The organism is Candidatus Palauibacter sp. (genome assembly GCF_965237495.1).
In the GTDB taxonomy this organism is placed as follows: Bacteria; Gemmatimonadota; Gemmatimonadetes; order Palauibacterales; family Palauibacteraceae; genus Palauibacter.
In genome coordinates this window covers 3,987,550-4,003,018 of the sequence record NZ_OZ250143.1, presented here as the reverse complement: position 1 = coordinate 4,003,018, position 15,469 = coordinate 3,987,550, and the positions used below count along the sequence as shown (strand labels likewise).

General features: G+C 66.5%; 12 protein-coding genes and 1 pseudogene. 7 read left to right on the top strand and 6 right to left on the bottom strand.

The genetic code is table 11. The annotated features are described in order from the left end of the window. Nucleotides 1-3: 3 nt before the first annotated feature. From ACPXY0_RS17570 to ACPXY0_RS17545, 6 genes are all read left to right on the top strand, one after another. Nucleotides 4-486, top strand: coding sequence for a helix-turn-helix domain-containing protein (locus tag ACPXY0_RS17570; protein ID WP_423926816.1), 483 nt, complete (start codon nucleotides 4-6; stop codon nucleotides 484-486). After that, nucleotides 479-1,693, top strand: coding sequence for an ABC-three component system protein (locus ACPXY0_RS17565; RefSeq protein ID WP_423926814.1), 1,215 nt, complete (start codon nucleotides 479-481; stop codon nucleotides 1,691-1,693). Before ACPXY0_RS17570 ends, ACPXY0_RS17565 begins: the two co-directional genes overlap by 8 nt. Beyond that, on the top strand, nucleotides 1,683-2,198 hold the full coding sequence (locus tag ACPXY0_RS17560; protein WP_423926812.1) for a three component ABC system middle component: 516 nt from the start codon (nucleotides 1,683-1,685) through the stop codon (nucleotides 2,196-2,198). The genes ACPXY0_RS17565 and ACPXY0_RS17560 overlap by 11 nt, the downstream gene beginning before the upstream one ends. After that, nucleotides 2,195-4,138: a DUF3732 domain-containing protein gene (locus tag ACPXY0_RS17555; RefSeq protein WP_423926810.1), complete on the top strand. Its 1,944-nt coding sequence runs from the start codon at nucleotides 2,195-2,197 to the stop codon at nucleotides 4,136-4,138. Before ACPXY0_RS17560 ends, ACPXY0_RS17555 begins: the two co-directional genes overlap by 4 nt. A 231-nt stretch (nucleotides 4,139-4,369) precedes the next feature. After that, nucleotides 4,370-5,791, top strand: a complete 1,422-nt coding sequence (locus ACPXY0_RS17550) for a transposase (RefSeq protein ID WP_423926808.1) — start codon at nucleotides 4,370-4,372, stop codon at nucleotides 5,789-5,791. A 132-nt stretch (nucleotides 5,792-5,923) separates the two neighbouring features. After that, on the top strand, nucleotides 5,924-7,246 hold the full coding sequence (locus ACPXY0_RS17545) for an IS1182 family transposase (protein ID WP_423926806.1): 1,323 nt from the start codon (nucleotides 5,924-5,926) through the stop codon (nucleotides 7,244-7,246). 339 nt (nucleotides 7,247-7,585) lie between these two features. Here the strand turns inward: ACPXY0_RS17545 and istB are convergent. After that, nucleotides 7,586-8,340, bottom strand: a pseudogene (gene istB, locus ACPXY0_RS17540) (IS21-like element helper ATPase IstB). Between the two features lie 5 nt (nucleotides 8,341-8,345). Then, on the bottom strand, nucleotides 8,346-9,905 hold the full coding sequence (gene istA, locus ACPXY0_RS17535; RefSeq protein ID WP_423926804.1) for an IS21 family transposase: 1,560 nt from the start codon (nucleotides 9,903-9,905) through the stop codon (nucleotides 8,346-8,348). 518 nt (nucleotides 9,906-10,423) lie between these two features. Between istA and ACPXY0_RS17530 the strand changes: the two genes are divergently transcribed. Beyond that, nucleotides 10,424-11,101 (top strand): ion transporter, encoded by a 678-nt coding sequence (locus ACPXY0_RS17530; protein WP_423926802.1) that lies wholly within the window; start codon nucleotides 10,424-10,426, stop codon nucleotides 11,099-11,101. Between the two features lie 224 nt (nucleotides 11,102-11,325). Here the strand turns inward: ACPXY0_RS17530 and ACPXY0_RS17525 are convergent, their stop codons facing one another. From ACPXY0_RS17525 to ACPXY0_RS17510, 4 genes are all read right to left on the bottom strand, one after another. Next, on the bottom strand, nucleotides 11,326-12,549 hold the full coding sequence (locus ACPXY0_RS17525) for a tyrosine-type recombinase/integrase (protein ID WP_423926800.1): 1,224 nt from the start codon (nucleotides 12,547-12,549) through the stop codon (nucleotides 11,326-11,328). A 183-nt stretch (nucleotides 12,550-12,732) separates the two neighbouring features. Next, nucleotides 12,733-13,158 (bottom strand): DoxX family protein, encoded by a 426-nt coding sequence (locus ACPXY0_RS17520; RefSeq protein WP_419934371.1) that lies wholly within the window; start codon nucleotides 13,156-13,158, stop codon nucleotides 12,733-12,735. A gap of 19 nt (nucleotides 13,159-13,177) precedes the next feature. Next, the gene (locus tag ACPXY0_RS17515; protein WP_423926797.1) at nucleotides 13,178-14,374 is read right to left on the bottom strand and encodes a ZIP family metal transporter; all 1,197 of its coding nucleotides are present in this window, start codon (nucleotides 14,372-14,374) and stop codon (nucleotides 13,178-13,180) included. Further along, nucleotides 14,367-15,449: a multicopper oxidase domain-containing protein gene (locus ACPXY0_RS17510; protein ID WP_423926795.1), complete on the bottom strand. Its 1,083-nt coding sequence runs from the start codon at nucleotides 15,447-15,449 to the stop codon at nucleotides 14,367-14,369. The genes ACPXY0_RS17515 and ACPXY0_RS17510 overlap by 8 nt, the downstream gene beginning before the upstream one ends. Nucleotides 15,450-15,469 lie beyond the last annotated feature (20 nt).

Sequence of the window (15,469 nt, the reverse complement as noted above, 5' to 3'; positions counted from 1 at the left end):
GGCATGACTCGCGTTCCAGTACCCCCGGAGATGCTTCGCTGGGCCTGCGAGCGCGCCGGCTACGACGTAGCTCACCTCGCGGCACGCATACCGCAGCTCCCGGCCTGGGTTCGACGCGAAAGGCAACCGACGCTCAAGCAGCTGGAGAAGCTGGCCAAGGCTACGCATACGCCGCTCGGCTACCTGTTCCTCCCCGAGCCCCCCGTCGAGCGCCTTCCGGTTCCCGACTACCGCACCGTGGCGAGTGGCGCCCGAGGCAAGCCAAGCCCCGACCTGCTTGACACCCTCTACACGATGCGACGGCGGCAGGAGTGGCTGCGGGAGTCCCTGGTCGAGAACGACGCGGAACCATTGGCGTTCGTCGGAAGCGCCCGCCTGGCCGATGAGCCGGACGCCGTGGGCCGCGAGATGCGGCGGGCGCTCGGCCTGTTGGGAAGATCGGTCATTCCCTTAGAGATAGCCCTGGAACAGGGGGGCCATGTCTGAGCCACATGCGGTCCATAGCGCGGCGCGATCAGCCGCCGGCTATCTATACCAAGCCCGCCTCGCGCTGGTGGAGGCGTTGCGCTACGCCTACGTCGATTCGGGCATCGAAATCGCCGTTGAGAAGTTCGACGACGTGTCCTTCGAAAAGAGCGGCAATGCACTCGAACTTCTCCAGGCCAAACATCACCTCAAGAAATCCGGCGACCTGAGCGACAGAAGTGTCGATCTATGGAAGACATTGGGGGTTTGGGCCGAAGCCGCCAAGGCCGATCCCTCGCTACCCGGTCGCACCCGCTTTGCGCTGGTCACAACCGCGCACGCGCCAACCGGTTCTGCGGCCTCGTATCTCCGACCCGCTGACGCAGGCAACCGCGATCCCGCCAAGGCGGAAGCCATGCTGGTGGAGGCGGGCGGCGCTTCAAGGAATCAGGTTCTCGCTAAGGCGATTGCCGCCTTCAAGGCACTGACGCCGGAGATGCGCAAGGCTCTTGTCGCGGCCATCGAAATCATCGACGGCGCGCCGCTCATCGGCGACATTGAGTCGCTGATTGAAGAGGGGATTCGCATGATCGCACCACGCGGGCAAGCGCCGCTTGCCCGCGAGCAATTGGAAGGCTGGTGGTGGCCGCGCATCTGCACTGTGCTACAGGCCGAGAGGCCCGGAACGATTCCCGTGCTCGAAGTCGAACAGAAGCTCGACGATATCCGTGACAGCTTCAAGCGCGACGCCCTGCCTCTAGACATGGAGCATGTCGATCCGTCCCAACAAGAACTCGATTCGCTCGACGAAATGCGCTTCGTGCGCCAGCTTCGCTCTGTCAGCGTCGGCGTACGCCGCATGCAATACGCAAAGCGTGACTTCTACCGCGCATCGACCCAGCGTTCGCTGTGGGCACGCAGGAACCTGATTTTTGACGGTGAAGTTGGGCACTTCGAAAAGACCCTGATCGAGGAATGGCAGCCACGCTTCGCGCAAATGTGCCACGGCCTCTCCGAAGACTGCCAAGAAGCGGACCTCCGCGAGGCGGGGCACAATCTGTACCACTGGGTCGAAACCGGAGCGCGCTTTCCGCTACGCACGACGATCAGCCGGTTTCTCAATGTTGGCTCCTACCACATCCTCGCGGACGATCTCCGTGTAGGTTGGCACCGTGACTACAAGTCCCTTTGCGGAGATCAGGACGAAGGAGATCCCGATGGCGGATGAAACCCGCTGGAGCCTTCCCTGGGCAGAGCGCTCGGCCGAGGAAGCCCGGATATTCAATCCCGCGTTTTGCGGTGAGCTGATCGGTCACACCGCCCACGAATACCATCGCACCCGGCAAGCGGCGCTCGGTATGGTGACCACGTTTCTCGTTCTCCCTCTCACGCTGCACACGCCGACGCGCGAAGCGCTGCCCCTGCGAGCCAACAAGGTTTTCGCCGGCTGGGTTGCCGAACATGCCGCGCTGCTGGCTGAGCTGCCGGAGCGCGCAAGGCGGCTGCGCCCCATCAGCCGCGAAGCGCTGCTGTTTGCTGTCCGTCACCGGCTTCTTACGCTTGAGGGCGGCGGGCTTCTGCCTGGCACAAATCCTCTCCCGCGCGGTGCCCGGCTTGCCGTCGGCACCGATGAAGTCAAGGCGGCACGCAACGCGGCCCGCCTGCTTGGCCGCTGGTTCGCTTGGCAGAGCACTCAGACGGCGATCTTGCAGGGCATGGGGGTCGCGCCGTGACGTTTCAAATCCGCTCGATTTCAATCTACTCCCACAGCGGCGAGCGCCGTGACGTGACCTTCAGGTTAGGCGCCCTTAACATCGTCACTGGTGGCCCGAAAACCGGAAAATCCGCTCTTCTCGATATTGTCGATTATTGCTGGGGCCGGGACGAATGCACTGTCCCTGAAGGCGAGATTCGCAAGGGCGTTTCCTGGTTCGCCGTGTGTTTCGACAATGACGGCGAGGATATCCTGATCGCTCGAAAGAATCCCGGACCGGCAGGCCGGGCGAGCGCTGAGATCTACTTCGCGCGTGGCGTTGGCGGACTTCCTACAGATGCGAGTGTTTTCCACAAGAACATCACCGCCAGCGGCCTCAAGACGCAGTTGTCTGCGACGCTTGGCATAACTGAAAATATCCACACTCCCGAATCATGGTCCACGCGCCGGCCGCTGGAGGCCTCTTCGCGGCACGCCATCCTCTTCTGCCTGCAAGCGCAGGACGAGATCGCCAACCGCAGGTTGCTGTTTCACAGGCAGGGGGAGCAGTTCTTCCCACGAGCCATCAGTGACGCGCTGCCGTACTTTCTCGGCGCCGTCGACGAAGACCATTTCCTTGCGCTCAAGCGCTACCAAGATGTCCGGGCGCGGCTGCGGAAGCTTGAGCGCGAATACGTCGAGGCACGGTCGATCACGCGCGAAGCGTCAAACGCCACGCGGGGCCTGCTGACAGAAGCGCGGCGGGCCGGGCTGATTGCGCCCGATGCGCAGCCGGACGATGCGAGCGGAGTGCTTGAGCTTCTGAGGGAGGCGACCATTCCGAAGGCGATCGCCTTTTCTGCCATCGATGATCCCGAAGCCGATCTCACCGCGCTCGATGAGCGCCGCCGTTCCCTCATTCACCAGCTCCAGGAGCTGGGCGAGGAAATCCGCGACGTTCAGCGGATAAGCCGCGAAGCTTCGGATTTCGAGGTCGAGGCCCGTGAACAGGAGGCGCGCCTCGCCTCCATTGGATTGATCTCGGACGCGGGGGAGGACACGGGCGCAACCTGCCCACTCTGCGAGAGCCACCTTGCCGTCCCCGTGCCCACTGTCACTGAACTCCGGGCCTCACTCGCCAACGTGCAAACCCAACTTCGTTCGGTGCGCCGCGACGCACCGCGTCTTCAAGAGCGGCTTGCCGGACTCGGATCGCGGCGGGCAAACGTGAACGAGCAGCTTCGGGACGTGCAGACCAATATTGCGAAGCGAATTCAGGACAATGAGCGGCTACGCCTCGAACAGCACCAGTTCGTCGAGCAGGCGCGCGTCGCTGGAAGGATCGCATACTATCTGGAGAATACGGCGGTCGTTGCGGAAGACGGCGTGCTGCCAGGCAGGATTGAGCAACTGCGTGCCGAGGTCAGGGAACTGGAAGCCACGCTCGACGACGTCACGGCGCAGGAACGGCTGACAACGGCCCTCAATCTTTTGGGCCGTGATCTGACTGGTTTTGCCAAGGAGTTAGGGCTTGAGCACGGGGAGAACCCCCTCCGGCTCGACCTCAAGCGCCTCACTTTGGTTGCGGACACCGATGACGGTCCGTTGTCCCTCGCGCAGATGGGTAGCGGCGAGAACTGGGTCGGCTACCACGTCGCGGCGCACTTGAGCCTCCACAAACTCTTCAATCGCCGCCGCCGTCCCGTACCCCGCCTGCTGATGCTTGATCAACCCTCGCAGGCACATTTTCCGCCCGAGCGGGATGAAGGCGGGCTGATCGACGGGCTTCGCGACGAGGACCAAGCCGCCGTGCGTCAGCTATACCGCTTGCTTTATCACTATTGCGGTGAGCTTGCTCCCCATATGCAGATCATCGTCGTCGATCACGTAGAGATGCTTGAGGACTGGTTCAGGGACGCGATAGCCGAGCGCTGGCGTGAGGGTAGCGCGCTGGTTCCCCAGTCGTGGCTGCGGGATTGAAGCGGGATGTCGTAATCGAGGGATACTGCGGCTCGATGCTCCGATGTTCGTTGACCAAGCTCGGAAGCTTAGTTCCCCGTCTGCGGAGGTGCCGGATCCCAATGGTTCGCCCGTCGACGGGCGAACCTGCCGGCTAGCAGGCCGTGGAAAAAGTCGCGATGTCCCGCGCCGGTGTTGATGGTTAGATTGTGGGCGGGACAAGAGGCAACCGGCGGTCACGGGAGGTTGGCGATGGCGGTGGGCAGGATGCCGGGCGAGCGACAGGAGGAGCTGTTCATTGCGGCGAGCGCGGTGCGGGCGCTGGACAACCCGTTCTACGCGGCTTTGGACAAGCTTCTGCGCAAGAGCGGCTTTGACGAGTTCGCCGAGGAGGCGTGCCGGGAGTTCTACGCGGCGCGGATGGGCCGGCCGGGCCTGCCACCGGGCGTGTACTTCCGGATGCTGATGGTGGGATACCTGGAGGGGATCGGCTCGGAACGGGGCATCGCGTGGCGTTGCCGGGACTCGATCTCGCTGCGGGAGTTTCTGGGCTACGGTCTGGCGAAGACGCCGCCGGAGCATTCCACGCTGTCGAAGACGCGCAAGCGGCTGAGCCTGGAGGCCCACGGCGCGGTGTTCGGCTGGGTGCTGGAGGTGCTGCGGGAGTCGGGGCTGCTGCGGGGCAAGACGGTGGGGGTGGACTCGACGACGCTGGAGGCGAACGCGGCGCTGCGCGCGATCGTGCGGCGTGACGACGAGACGGAGTACGACGCGTGGCTCGAGCAGCTGGCGCGGGCGTCCGGGATCGAGACGCCGACGCGGGCCGACCTTGCGAAGCTGGACCGCAAGCGTCCGGGGAAGGGGTCGAACAAGGACTGGAAGCATCCGCACGACCCGGAGGCGCGGATCACGAAGATGAAGGACGGCCGCACCCGCTTGGCGCACAAGCTCGAGCAGGCGGTCGACATGGAGACCGGCGCGGTGGTCGCCGTGACGGTGCAGACGATGGACGGCGGCGACTGCGCGTCGCTGCCGGTGACGCTGGACGAGACGGAGCGGCGGCTGGCGGAAGTGGGTGCGGAGCCGAGGGAAGTGGTGGCCGACAAGGGCTACCACTCGAACGCGACCATGACGGGCGTGAAGGAGCGGGGACTGCGGAGCTACGTGAGCGAGCCGAACCGGGGCCGCCGGAAGTGGAAGGGCAAGCGGGACGCGCAGAAGGCCGTGTACGGCAACCGCCGCCGCAACCGGGGCGAGCGGGGGAAGCGGCTGCAGCGCGAACGCGGAGAGAAGCTGGAGCGCACCTTCGCCCACCTCCTCGTGACCGGAGGGTTGCGCCGCGTTCACGTCCGCGGGCAGGAGGAGATCCGAAAACGGATGCTCGTTCACGCCGCCGCCTTCAACCTCTCGCTGGCGATGCGCAGCCGCTTCGGCTTCGGCACCCCGCGCGGCCTGCAGGGCCTCGCGGCAGCGGCCGCGGCCCTCGCGGACGCCTCCGCACGCGACTTTGCCGCCTTTCTTGGCCGAATCGGGCGCATTCTCGGCCTCCCGGGCGCAAATCGCGGCTTTCACCGCCCCCCGGGCCGCCTTTTGCATAACAACACCCAAATCATCCGCCACTTTCCGCTTCCACAGTCAGCCACGCCGGCAACCACTTCTTCCACGGCCTGCTAGGAGCCTGCGCCGTAGAAGCCGATGGTGCGGCGCGTGCCGGATGGTTATGGTGATGCCGGGCTGTGACCGGTTCACGTTCGGCGCGGGGAGGTGGCGATGGGGACGAGGTCCCTACCGTACGATCCGGAGAGGATGAGGACGAGGTTCCGGCCGTACGATCCGGACCAGCAGCTGCTGCTGCCGCAGGATCTTCGGGAGTGGGTACCGGCGGGGCACTTGGCGCATCATGTGAGCGATCTGGTGGACGCGGCGGACCTGTCGCCGTTCTACGCGCGGTACGAAGGGGATGGGCGGCGTCGGAGCCCGTACGATCCTCGGATGATGGTGAAGGTGCTGGTGTACGGGTACGCGACGGGGGTGTTCTCGTCGAGGAAGCTGGCGCGGCGTCTGGAGGAGGACGTGGCGCTCAGGATGCTGGCGGCGGGGAACTTTCCGGCGCACCGGACGTTGTGCGAGTTCCGGAAGAAGAACCTGAAGGCGTTCGGGGCGTTGTTCGCGGAGGTGGTGCGCCTGGCGCGGGAACTGGGGCTGGCGGGGCTGGGCCGGGTGGCGGTGGACGGGACGAAGGTTCGCGCGAACGCGAGCAAGCGGAAGGCGATGAGCTATGGGCGGATGGGGCCGGAAGAGGCCCGCCTGGAGGCGGAGATCGCGGAGCTTCTGGCGGCGGCCGAGGCGATCGACGCGGAGGAGGACGAGCGCCACGGGGAGGACGTTCGGGGCGACGAGTTGCCCGAGGAGTTGAAGCGCCGGGAGGACCGTCTGGCGGCGATCCGGGCGGCGAAGGCTCGCCTGGAGGCGGAGGCCCGGGAGCGGGACGACGCGCGGGGCCGGAAGCCGGAGTGGGACCGCAACCCGAAGGGGGGGCCGCCGTACAAGCATGCGTACGGGGAGCCGGAGGCGAAGGATCAGACGAACTTCACGGATCCGGAGAGCCGGATCATGCGGACGAGCACGGAAGGCTACCAGCAGTGCTACAACGCGCAGGCGGTGGTGGACGGGGAGAGCCAACTGGTGGTGGGGACGGCGGTGACGGACAACGCGAGCGACCAGGGGCAGTTGGTGGAACGGGTGGACGAGGTGTCCGGGCGGTGCGGGGAGACGCCCGGCCAGGTGCTGGCCGACGCGGGCTACTGTAACGAGGAGGATCTGGCGGCTCTGGAGGCGCGGGGGATCGACGGCTACGTAGCGCTGGGCCGGGAGGGCAAGGGGGCCGGCAAGCCCGACCCGGAGAAGCAGCCGGCGAGGGCGCGCATGGCGAAGAAGCTGGCGGCTCCGGAGGGCCGGGCGGTGTACGCCAAGCGCAAGTGGATCGCGGAGGCGCCCATGGGCTGGGTCAAGGAGGCGATGGGGTTCCGGAGGTTCAGCCTCCGGGGCTTGGAGAAGGTGCGCGGCGAGTGGGACCTCGTGTGCCTGGCGCTCAACATGAGGCGCCTCCACGTCCTTCAGGCAGCGTGAGGGGCCGAAAATCCGTGTCAAGCGTCCCCCGGGGCACAAAAAGAGGTCCGCGGCCCCGCCCGAACGCCGCCCGCCGGGCCGTCTCCCCGCCTACAACGCGTTCCCGTCCGGAAAACGACCGACACTTCGGCTCGCGAGACCCCGCGGGCGGCATCCGATGGCTTCCGCCGCGCTCCTGCGGCGCAGGCTCCTAGAGGATCGTTTCCGCGTGACAATTGCGTATTCCGACGATGCCGACCACCGATTCCGACAAGCCGATCGCGGATTCCGATTCATGCCGATCACCTTGGAGGAGCGGAGGTCCATAGCGGGCCGGGGGGTCGTGGTTGAGGGTTGAAGTTAGGGCGTGGAGCCGGCCTTGGTCGAGTCGTAGAGCCTCCTCATCGAACCGCCCTTGAGGGTGATCCTGTGTGCGTTGTTGAGGAGGCGGTCGAGGATGGCGTCGGCGAAGGTGGGGTCTCCGACGACATCGTGCCAGTGCTCGAGGGGGACCTGGCTGGCGAGGAGGGTGCCGCGACGGGCGTAGCGGTCGTCGAGGATCTCGAGCAGGTCGTGGCGGCCCTGTCCGGAGAGTGAGGCGAGGCCCCAGTCGTCGAGGATGAGGAGCCAGGTTCTGGCGAGGCGCTGGACGAGCTTGGGGTAGGAGCCGTCGGCTCGGGCGAGGGTGAGTTCGTCCAGGAGCCGGGAGAGGCGGTAGTAGCGGGTCGAGATGCCGTTGCGGCAGGCCTGGTGGCCGAGGGCGCAGGCGAGGTAGGACTTGCCGGAGCCGGTGGCGCCGGTGACGAGGACGGTCTGGCCGTCGCTGATCCACTGGCCGGAGGCGAGGCGGAGCACGAGGGAGCGGTCGAGGCCTCGGGGCGCCTTGAAGTTGAGGGGTCTTCGATGGTCGCGTCGAGGTGGAGCTTGGCGTGGCCCTTGAGACGCTGGTAGCGGCGCTGTTCCCGGTCGGTCTTCTCACGTTCGAGGAGGAGCGAGAGGCGGTCCTCGAAGGAGAGTTCGCCCAAGTCGGGCATGGCGGTCTGCTCCTGGAAGGCCTGTGCCATGCCGGCCAGACGCAGTTCGTGGAGCAGGTCGAGCGTGGGTTGTCGAAGCATGATGGTCAGGACTCCTTTCGATTTGGGGACGTTCCGTTGCGGGCGGCGGCGTAGTACTGCGGCCCGCGGATGTGGGCGTGGTCGGCGGGCAGCGAAGGGGTGTGCGCTTCGTCATCTCCGGCGCGGTCGAGGCCGGTGGCGAGGATGGACTTCACCGAGCCGTAGCCGAGGGCGCCGATCTCGAGCGCACGGCGGCAGGCCGCTTCCATGCGCTCGGCGGGATAGGCGCGGGCGAGGCGCATGAGGCCGAGGCAACTGCGGTAGCCCTGCTCGGGGTGGGGCCGGGCCTCGAGGAGTCGTTGGACGAAGGCGGCGGTGTCCGGTCCGACCCCGCGGCCCCAGGCGATCAGCCGCGACGGGCTCCAGTCCGCGTGGGCGCGGTGGGCGGCCGGCATGTGGGCCCGATCGGTGGTGTAGGCGCCCTTGCGGCGGGCGCGGAGGTGAACGGCGACGCGCCGGTGCCGGTGGAAGATCTCGACGGTGTGCGCACTGATCCGAACGTCGACCTCGCGGCGGGCCAGCGCGTGCGGGACACTGTAGAAGGCGTGCCGGACCTGGATGTGGTAGTCGATGTTGACGCGGGCCCCGCGCCACTCGGCGTACTCGTAGCGCCGGGCGGGGAGCGGCTTCAGCGCCGGACGGTCCAGATCCTCGAACCAGCCGCGCCGGCTGCCCCCGGTCTTCTGGAACGCCCGCTCGTTCAGCGCGGCCACAAGCGGTGCGATGGCCCGGCGGAGTTCGCCGAGCGAGAAGAACGTCTGGTTGCGCAGCGGCGCCATGACCCAGCGTTCGACGTGCTGCACCGCGGCCTCCACCTTCGCCTTGTCCCGGGGCTTCCGTGGCCGCGCCGGCAGCACGGTCGTCCCGTAGTGGGTGGCCAGTTCCTGGTAGGACGGGTTCAGATCCGGCTCGTAGCGGCTGGCCGCGCGGACCCCCGCCTTCTCGTTGTCCGGGATCACGAGTTCGGGCACCCCGCCCCAGAACTCGAACATCCGGACGTGCGAGGCCGTCCAGTCCGGCAGCGCGCGGCTCCACGTCACATCCACGAACGTGTGGTTCGATGCGCCCAGGACTCCGACGAAGACCGCCGCTTCTCGCACCTCGCCGGTGCTCCCGTCCACGACCGGGAACTTCGGGCCCGCATAATCGACGAACGCTTTCTCGCCCGCCCGGTACACCTGGCGCAGCACCACGTCCAGTCGCCCGCGCCACTGCCGGTACCGGTCGCAGAACCTGCTGTACTGGTAGCCGTCGGGATGGGCCTCGCGGTACTCCAGCCACGGAAGCTGAAGCGTCACGCCCTTGTGCCGCGCCAACTCCCGGTGCACCCGCCCCCAGTCCGGCTCGGGACGGGGAACCCGCGAGGGCGGAAGCGGGGGGAACAGCGCCGCCTCCAAAGCGGCGTCATCCAGCCCCTCCGGCAACGGCCACGAGAGTCCGGCCGCCCTCGCCCGGCCCGCGTAATCGCTCACCGTACTGTTGGCGATGCCCAGCGAGGTGGCGATCTCGCGGTGGCTGCGCCCGAGTTCGTACTTCAGGCGCATCAGTTCTCGAATCTTGCGCATGGACAACCTCTTCCGCGACACCCTCTCCCTCCTCGTCTCAAGGACCTCGTCGAGAAGGGAAGAAGGGGCCGCTACAACAGGTTCTCCAGCGCCGCTACTCGCTCACTCCAGCGTGATCGGCTTGAATCGTAATCACCGATCGGCATGCCTCGGAATCAGTGATCGGCATGCACTGGAATCGGTGATCGGCATACGTCGGAATCCGCAACAATGGTAAGCCCGCGGTGGTCGCGAACAGCTTCGGTCCGCTCGTCGCGCGGAGGGGATCTGAGACGACTAGGACTAGGATTCCCGCCATTTGATGACCGGTTTCCGGCCATTTCAGAACGCTAGAATCAGATCTCCGCCAACGGCAAGAATGGCAGATCGTGCAGTCCCTATTGAACTTACGTGGTTTCTTGCCGTGATTTGGGCGTCCGGTGTTCCGCTTACCGTACTTGTACAATCCGCCGTACCGCCGCCCGAAGTTAACTTCCGGCGCCTGTACTCTCACCTTCGCAACGCAGGGAGATCCCGCGATGAGACGATCCCGCCCTTTCTCCGAACGAACCGAACGCACAGTTCTTGCCATCATTGGCGTGGACCTGTTGCTCCAAGGAGCGGAGACCATACCCGCGATCACAGGTGCCGCGAGGCTTCTGTATTGGGCGGGCGTGGGCACTTGGCTTCTATTCACGATCGAGTGGTGCTTGCGCATCCGTCGAGCGGATAACTGGCGGGAATATGCGTTTAGCCCCATCGGAATCATGGACTTCCTGGCCATTCTGCCGCTGTGGCTGTTCACCGGATTCGATCTCAAGGCGCTTCGTGCGTTCCGCCTGTTCCGTCTGTTCCGCTCAACAACCAGACTGGCTGGTCGTAGCAACGCCGTGACCAAACTTCGGAAGGCGTTTGCCGCAGCAAAGGATGAAGGTGGTGTGTTGCTAACCGGTACGGCCGTCATGATCATCACGGCCGGACTCGGCATGTACCACCTTGAACAAGAGGCACAGCCGGAGGTCTTTGGTTCGGTGTTGGACGGTCTCTGGTGGGCAGTCATTACCCTGACGACGGTGGGGTACGGAGATGTCTATCCGGTGACCGCTGCCGGTCGGATCTGGGCGACGTTCGCGATGTTCGCTGGCATAGGAGTCATCGGGGCGGCGTGTGGAATCATGGCGGACGCGATACGTGAAGTGAGTGGGAAGGCGGACTAGAGGAAGGGCGCGGCCTCACAGCCTGGAGCCATGGGTTACGAGCCGCAGGGTTCCCGGTGACACGGCCTCATCTTGCGGTTTGCACGGCGACGCTGGTAAGCCGGCACTCGTTGGACCGGGAGCCGGCTCACCCCATGTTGCACACTGCGAACTGGCGAGGTGAGCTGCGCCCCCTTGGAAACTCGCTGCTGCCCGAGGGCGGATCGCCGCCGAGCGCGGCGGAATCAACGGATCGGTCCGGCCTCTGGATCGCGAAGGTCTCCGGCCAGATAGGCTGCCCAGTCGTCCATAAGCCGCCGCCGCCGCTCGAACAGATCCGTGCGCCGGTAGGCGGCCTCGACCTGGTTACGGACCACATGGGCCAGCGCCGCCTCCGCCACCTCGCGCGGATGGTCCGTCTCCTCCGCCGCCCAGTCCCGGAACGACGACCGGAACCCGTGCGGCACGGCCGCGACGTTGCACGCCCTGAGCAATTCCCATATGGCCGTGCGCCCGAGTGGCGTTCCGCGCTCGCCTGGAAACACAAGCCGGTTGCCGCGACCTAGCCCCCGCGCTTCCTCGAGAATCTCCAACGCGCGACCACTGAGCGGGATGCGGTGCTCCCGGTTCCCCTTCGTGCGTGGGGCTGGTAGGGTCCACACCGCCTCACCCCGGTCGATCTCCGTCCACACGGCTCCATAAACCTCGCGGGAGCGCGTCGCCGTCAGCACCAGAAACTCGAAGGCCAGCTTCACAATGAGCCGTCCGCTGGACGCCCGAACCGTCTGGATCGCCGACGCCACCTCGCCGTGCGGCAACGCCCTAAGGTGTTGTGTGCGATTCGCCTGGGCTCCAAGCACGGGACCGACCCGATCGCAGGGGTTGTCGGGCCGAAGGTCCATCGCCACCGCCCACTCCATGACCGCGCGCATCCGCTGGCGCAGCTTCCTCGCCAGGGCCGGCTTTTCGTGCCAGATCGGGGCCAGGATCCCGATCACGTCGGCGCTGGACACTTCCGAGACCGGCATCTCGCCGATGCGGGGGAAGACGTGGCGTTCCAGGCTGTTCAGCCAGACCTGCGCGTGCCGGGTGGAGCGCCAGCCCGGACGCAATTGCTTCCAGACCCTTTGGGCCGTCTCGGCGAAGGTGGGCATCGACTCGGCCCGCCGGTTCTCGGTCAGGGGATCGCCGCCCTCGCGGGCCAGCTTCCGGTTCGCGAACGCCTTCTCGCGCGCTTCCTTGAGTGAGACCAGAGGGTATCCCCCGAGCCCCAGTTCGGTCCTGCGACCGCGGATCGTAATCCGCTGGATCCAGCCCCGGCTTCCGGTGGGCCGGACATCGAGATAGAGGCCGTTCCCGTCGCAGTACCGTCCGGCCTCGCTTACGTTGCGGACGAAGACGGGCGAGAGCGCGTTCTGGGGATGCCGGCCGCGCGGCTTGCGTTGCGGAGGTCGTGTCGGGAGCGTCATACCTACCAATATACCCGCCACAGCGTGCTGGATGCAAGGGAATGGCGTCAGTCGGTGGTGGGACGAGGTGGATGCTCCTATCTCGCTATGGTGCAACGTATTCAAGTCATTGGTGGACGTTATGAGACGGGCGTACACGACACGAGTAGTCCATGGCATACAGCCCCGCGGGAACGTCTCGGGTCAGAATACTTGAATGTCCTTCTGGAAACGGCTCGCGAGGGTCGCGATGCCGGAACCGGTGAGCAGCAGGGTCAGGAGGCCGGCGATGAGGAGCAGGTTGAATTCGATCCCCCCCTGGCCCGGTCCGATGACGTAGAACCCGTTCGGCAGATGCACGAGGAATATGCCCGCCAGCATATGCGCGATCAGGAGCAGGGCGACGGGGGTGACGAACAGGCCGACGATCAGGAGCGCCCCGCCCACGGTCTCGAGCAGGGAGAGGCCCCACGCGGCCACAAGGGGAAGCGGAACTCCAAGCGACCCCAGGAAGGCCGAAGTCCCTTCGATCCCGCCGGCGAGCTTGGGCCAGCCGTGCAGCAGGAAGATCAGCCCGAGAATGACTCGGAGGATGGCGAGGCCGAGGCCGGGGTTTCTTCCACCGAGCATCTTGCCTCCTGTGAGGAGTTTACGCCGTCACCATGAGCGCGGTTCCGTACATCACCAGCAGGCCAAGGACGAGACCCGTGGCGTTGAGGGGGGTGAACAGGCCGCGGGGCCAGCTCTTCTGGATGAGGCGGGTCACTTCGACGATCACCTGCAGGATGGCCCCGGTCCCGAGCGCGAGGAAGAACGTCGCCAGCGTGGGCGAGTAGGAGAAGCCGCCCACCCAGGCGCCGAGCACGGTGGGAAAACCCGCGAGACCGCCCATGAACGCGAAGTGCCGGAGCGCCGGCCGCTTCTCCGCTACCGGCGCGACGATCGCGAGTCCCTCGGTCGTGTTGTGGAGGGCGAACCCGATGACGAGGAAGCTCCCGAGCGCGATCTCTCCCAGCGAGAAGGCCGCCCCGATGGCGAGGCCCTCGCCCAGGTTGTGCAGCCCGATGCTGGTCGCGATCAGATAGGCGACCGTCAGCCCGCTGCTCGCGCCGCTCTTGCTCCGCCCAAGGTTCCCCAGCGCTCTCAGACCCACGATGGCGCCGATCACGCCGACCGCGATGAGGCCCGCCGCCTGGAACCCGGCGGGTACGAGCGCCGACACCTTGAGCGTGTCATCGAACGCGTCGACCAGGAGGAAGGCGAGGAGTCCGACGGTCAGGCTCAGATAGAAGTGGATCCACTTGCGGTCGATGCGGCGCAGGAACGGATACCACAGCAGGCCGAGCAGGACGGGGATCACGCCCGCGTAGATGCCGAGCAGTCCGAACGTCATCAGGTACCTGGCGTTCGGCCGCGGGGAAAGCGTCGCCACCGCCACCTCGTGATCGAAGGTGAGTCCGGTGGAGGTGACCAGCCTCACGAGGTGTGCTTCGCCCTGGACCCACGGGTAGTCCAGTTCGAGCGTGGCGCCACCCAGGCGGGGGAGAGTCGGGTCCCTGTCGATCCTGAACTGCCAGTAGGCGTCATCCACTGCGACCTGCGCGATGGTGACGGCTTCGGGGCCGCCGTTCACGACGTGCACGCGCATGATCCCGTGTTCGGGGAAGCTCACGCGCTCGATCGTGAGGTCCTCGACGGGCGGGAACGCGGCGCGGAAGGGGGCGGTGGGGTCCGCGCCGAAGAAAAAGGCTACCAGCCCCGCGAGGAGCGCCAGCGGCAACAGGCCCAGCACCCAGCGCGCCGGGCCGTGTCGACCCGGAACGCCGGCGGGTCGGTCGTCAGACATGGCCGCGCACGGGAGCGCCCTCGTCGGCGGCGAGGCGGTCGACGGCTTCGAAGAAGCCCATCCACCCCAGCTCGGCGAACTCGCTCTGGTGCGCGTGGAACATGTGCATGCCGGGGTTCTCGAGCCGGAACTCGAGGACGTGACGCTCGCCCTGGCACAGCATGATGGTGTCCGCGAGATCGTAGCGGTCCAGCTGCGTCCCGGTCCTGAACACCTTGAACATGCCGGCGTGAAGGTGGAACGAGTTGATGAGGTCGAACTCGGTCACGTTCACAAGATAGATCCTGCACAGATCGCCCACGCCGACGCGGACGGGGTGATGGTGGTAGTAGAACGCCGAGGTGTTGACGGCGTACACCTCGTTGTCCCCGTCGAGGTTGCTGTCGAAGGCGTTCATCACCATCACCATCTCCCGCGCCGGCTCCCGGCCTTCGGGCGGATCGACGATGAACGTCCCGTACAGACCCTTATGGATGTGCCGCTTGAGCGGCATCGTGTGGCAGTGGTAGAGGTGGAGCCCGAACGGCTTCGCCTCGAACTCGTAGGTGAACCGCTGCCCCGGCGCGACGATGGGCTCGAAGCCGTCCATCTCGGGCGGGTGCGTACCGTGGAAGTGGATCGTGTGCGGATGCGAGCCCGCGTTCGTGAACTCGACCTGCAGGATGTCCCCCTCGCTGCAGCGCAGCGTCGGCCCCGGTACCTGTCCGTTGTAGGTCCAGGCCGGAAAGAAGACGCCGGGGGCGATCTCGATCTCCCGGTCGAGCCCCACGATGTTCCACCGCCGCACGGTGCGCCCGTCGGCGCGGGTCGTGACCTCGCCGTAATCGAAGTCGGTCAGAAAAGCGGTGGGATCGAAGCTCTCGTCGGGCCGAGGCATGCCGACGATGCCCATGGCTTCCTGGTGCGCCGCGTGGCTTCCCGCCGGGGGCGCGACACCTCGCGGTCCGCGCGGCGCGATGCCGCTGGCCGCCAGGGCCTCGCGAGCACCGCCCCGCGAGGCGAGGTCCAGCACCGTCGCGCCCGAAACGCCCGCCACGCCCGCGGCACCGAGCTTGAGCCAATCTCGGCGACTCAACTTCTCCGGCTTCACCCTGA

Coding starts and splice junctions, on each gene's coding strand:
- ACPXY0_RS17570 (WP_423926816.1), top strand. CDS start 4: ATGACTCGCGTTCCAGTACCCCCGGAGATGCTTCGCTGGGCCTGCGAG.
- ACPXY0_RS17565 (WP_423926814.1), top strand. CDS start 479: ATGTCTGAGCCACATGCGGTCCATAGCGCGGCGCGATCAGCCGCCGGC.
- ACPXY0_RS17560 (WP_423926812.1), top strand. CDS start 1,683: ATGGCGGATGAAACCCGCTGGAGCCTTCCCTGGGCAGAGCGCTCGGCC.
- ACPXY0_RS17550 (WP_423926808.1), top strand. CDS start 4,370: ATGGCGGTGGGCAGGATGCCGGGCGAGCGACAGGAGGAGCTGTTCATT.
- ACPXY0_RS17545 (WP_423926806.1), top strand. CDS start 5,924: ATGAGGACGAGGTTCCGGCCGTACGATCCGGACCAGCAGCTGCTGCTG.
- istA (WP_423926804.1), bottom strand. CDS start 9,905: ATGCGCAAGATTCGAGAACTGATGCGCCTGAAGTACGAACTCGGGCGC.
- ACPXY0_RS17530 (WP_423926802.1), top strand. CDS start 10,424: ATGAGACGATCCCGCCCTTTCTCCGAACGAACCGAACGCACAGTTCTT.
- ACPXY0_RS17525 (WP_423926800.1), bottom strand. CDS start 12,549: ATGACGCTCCCGACACGACCTCCGCAACGCAAGCCGCGCGGCCGGCAT.
- ACPXY0_RS17520 (WP_419934371.1), bottom strand. CDS start 13,158: ATGCTCGGTGGAAGAAACCCCGGCCTCGGCCTCGCCATCCTCCGAGTC.
- ACPXY0_RS17515 (WP_423926797.1), bottom strand. CDS start 14,374: ATGTCTGACGACCGACCCGCCGGCGTTCCGGGTCGACACGGCCCGGCG.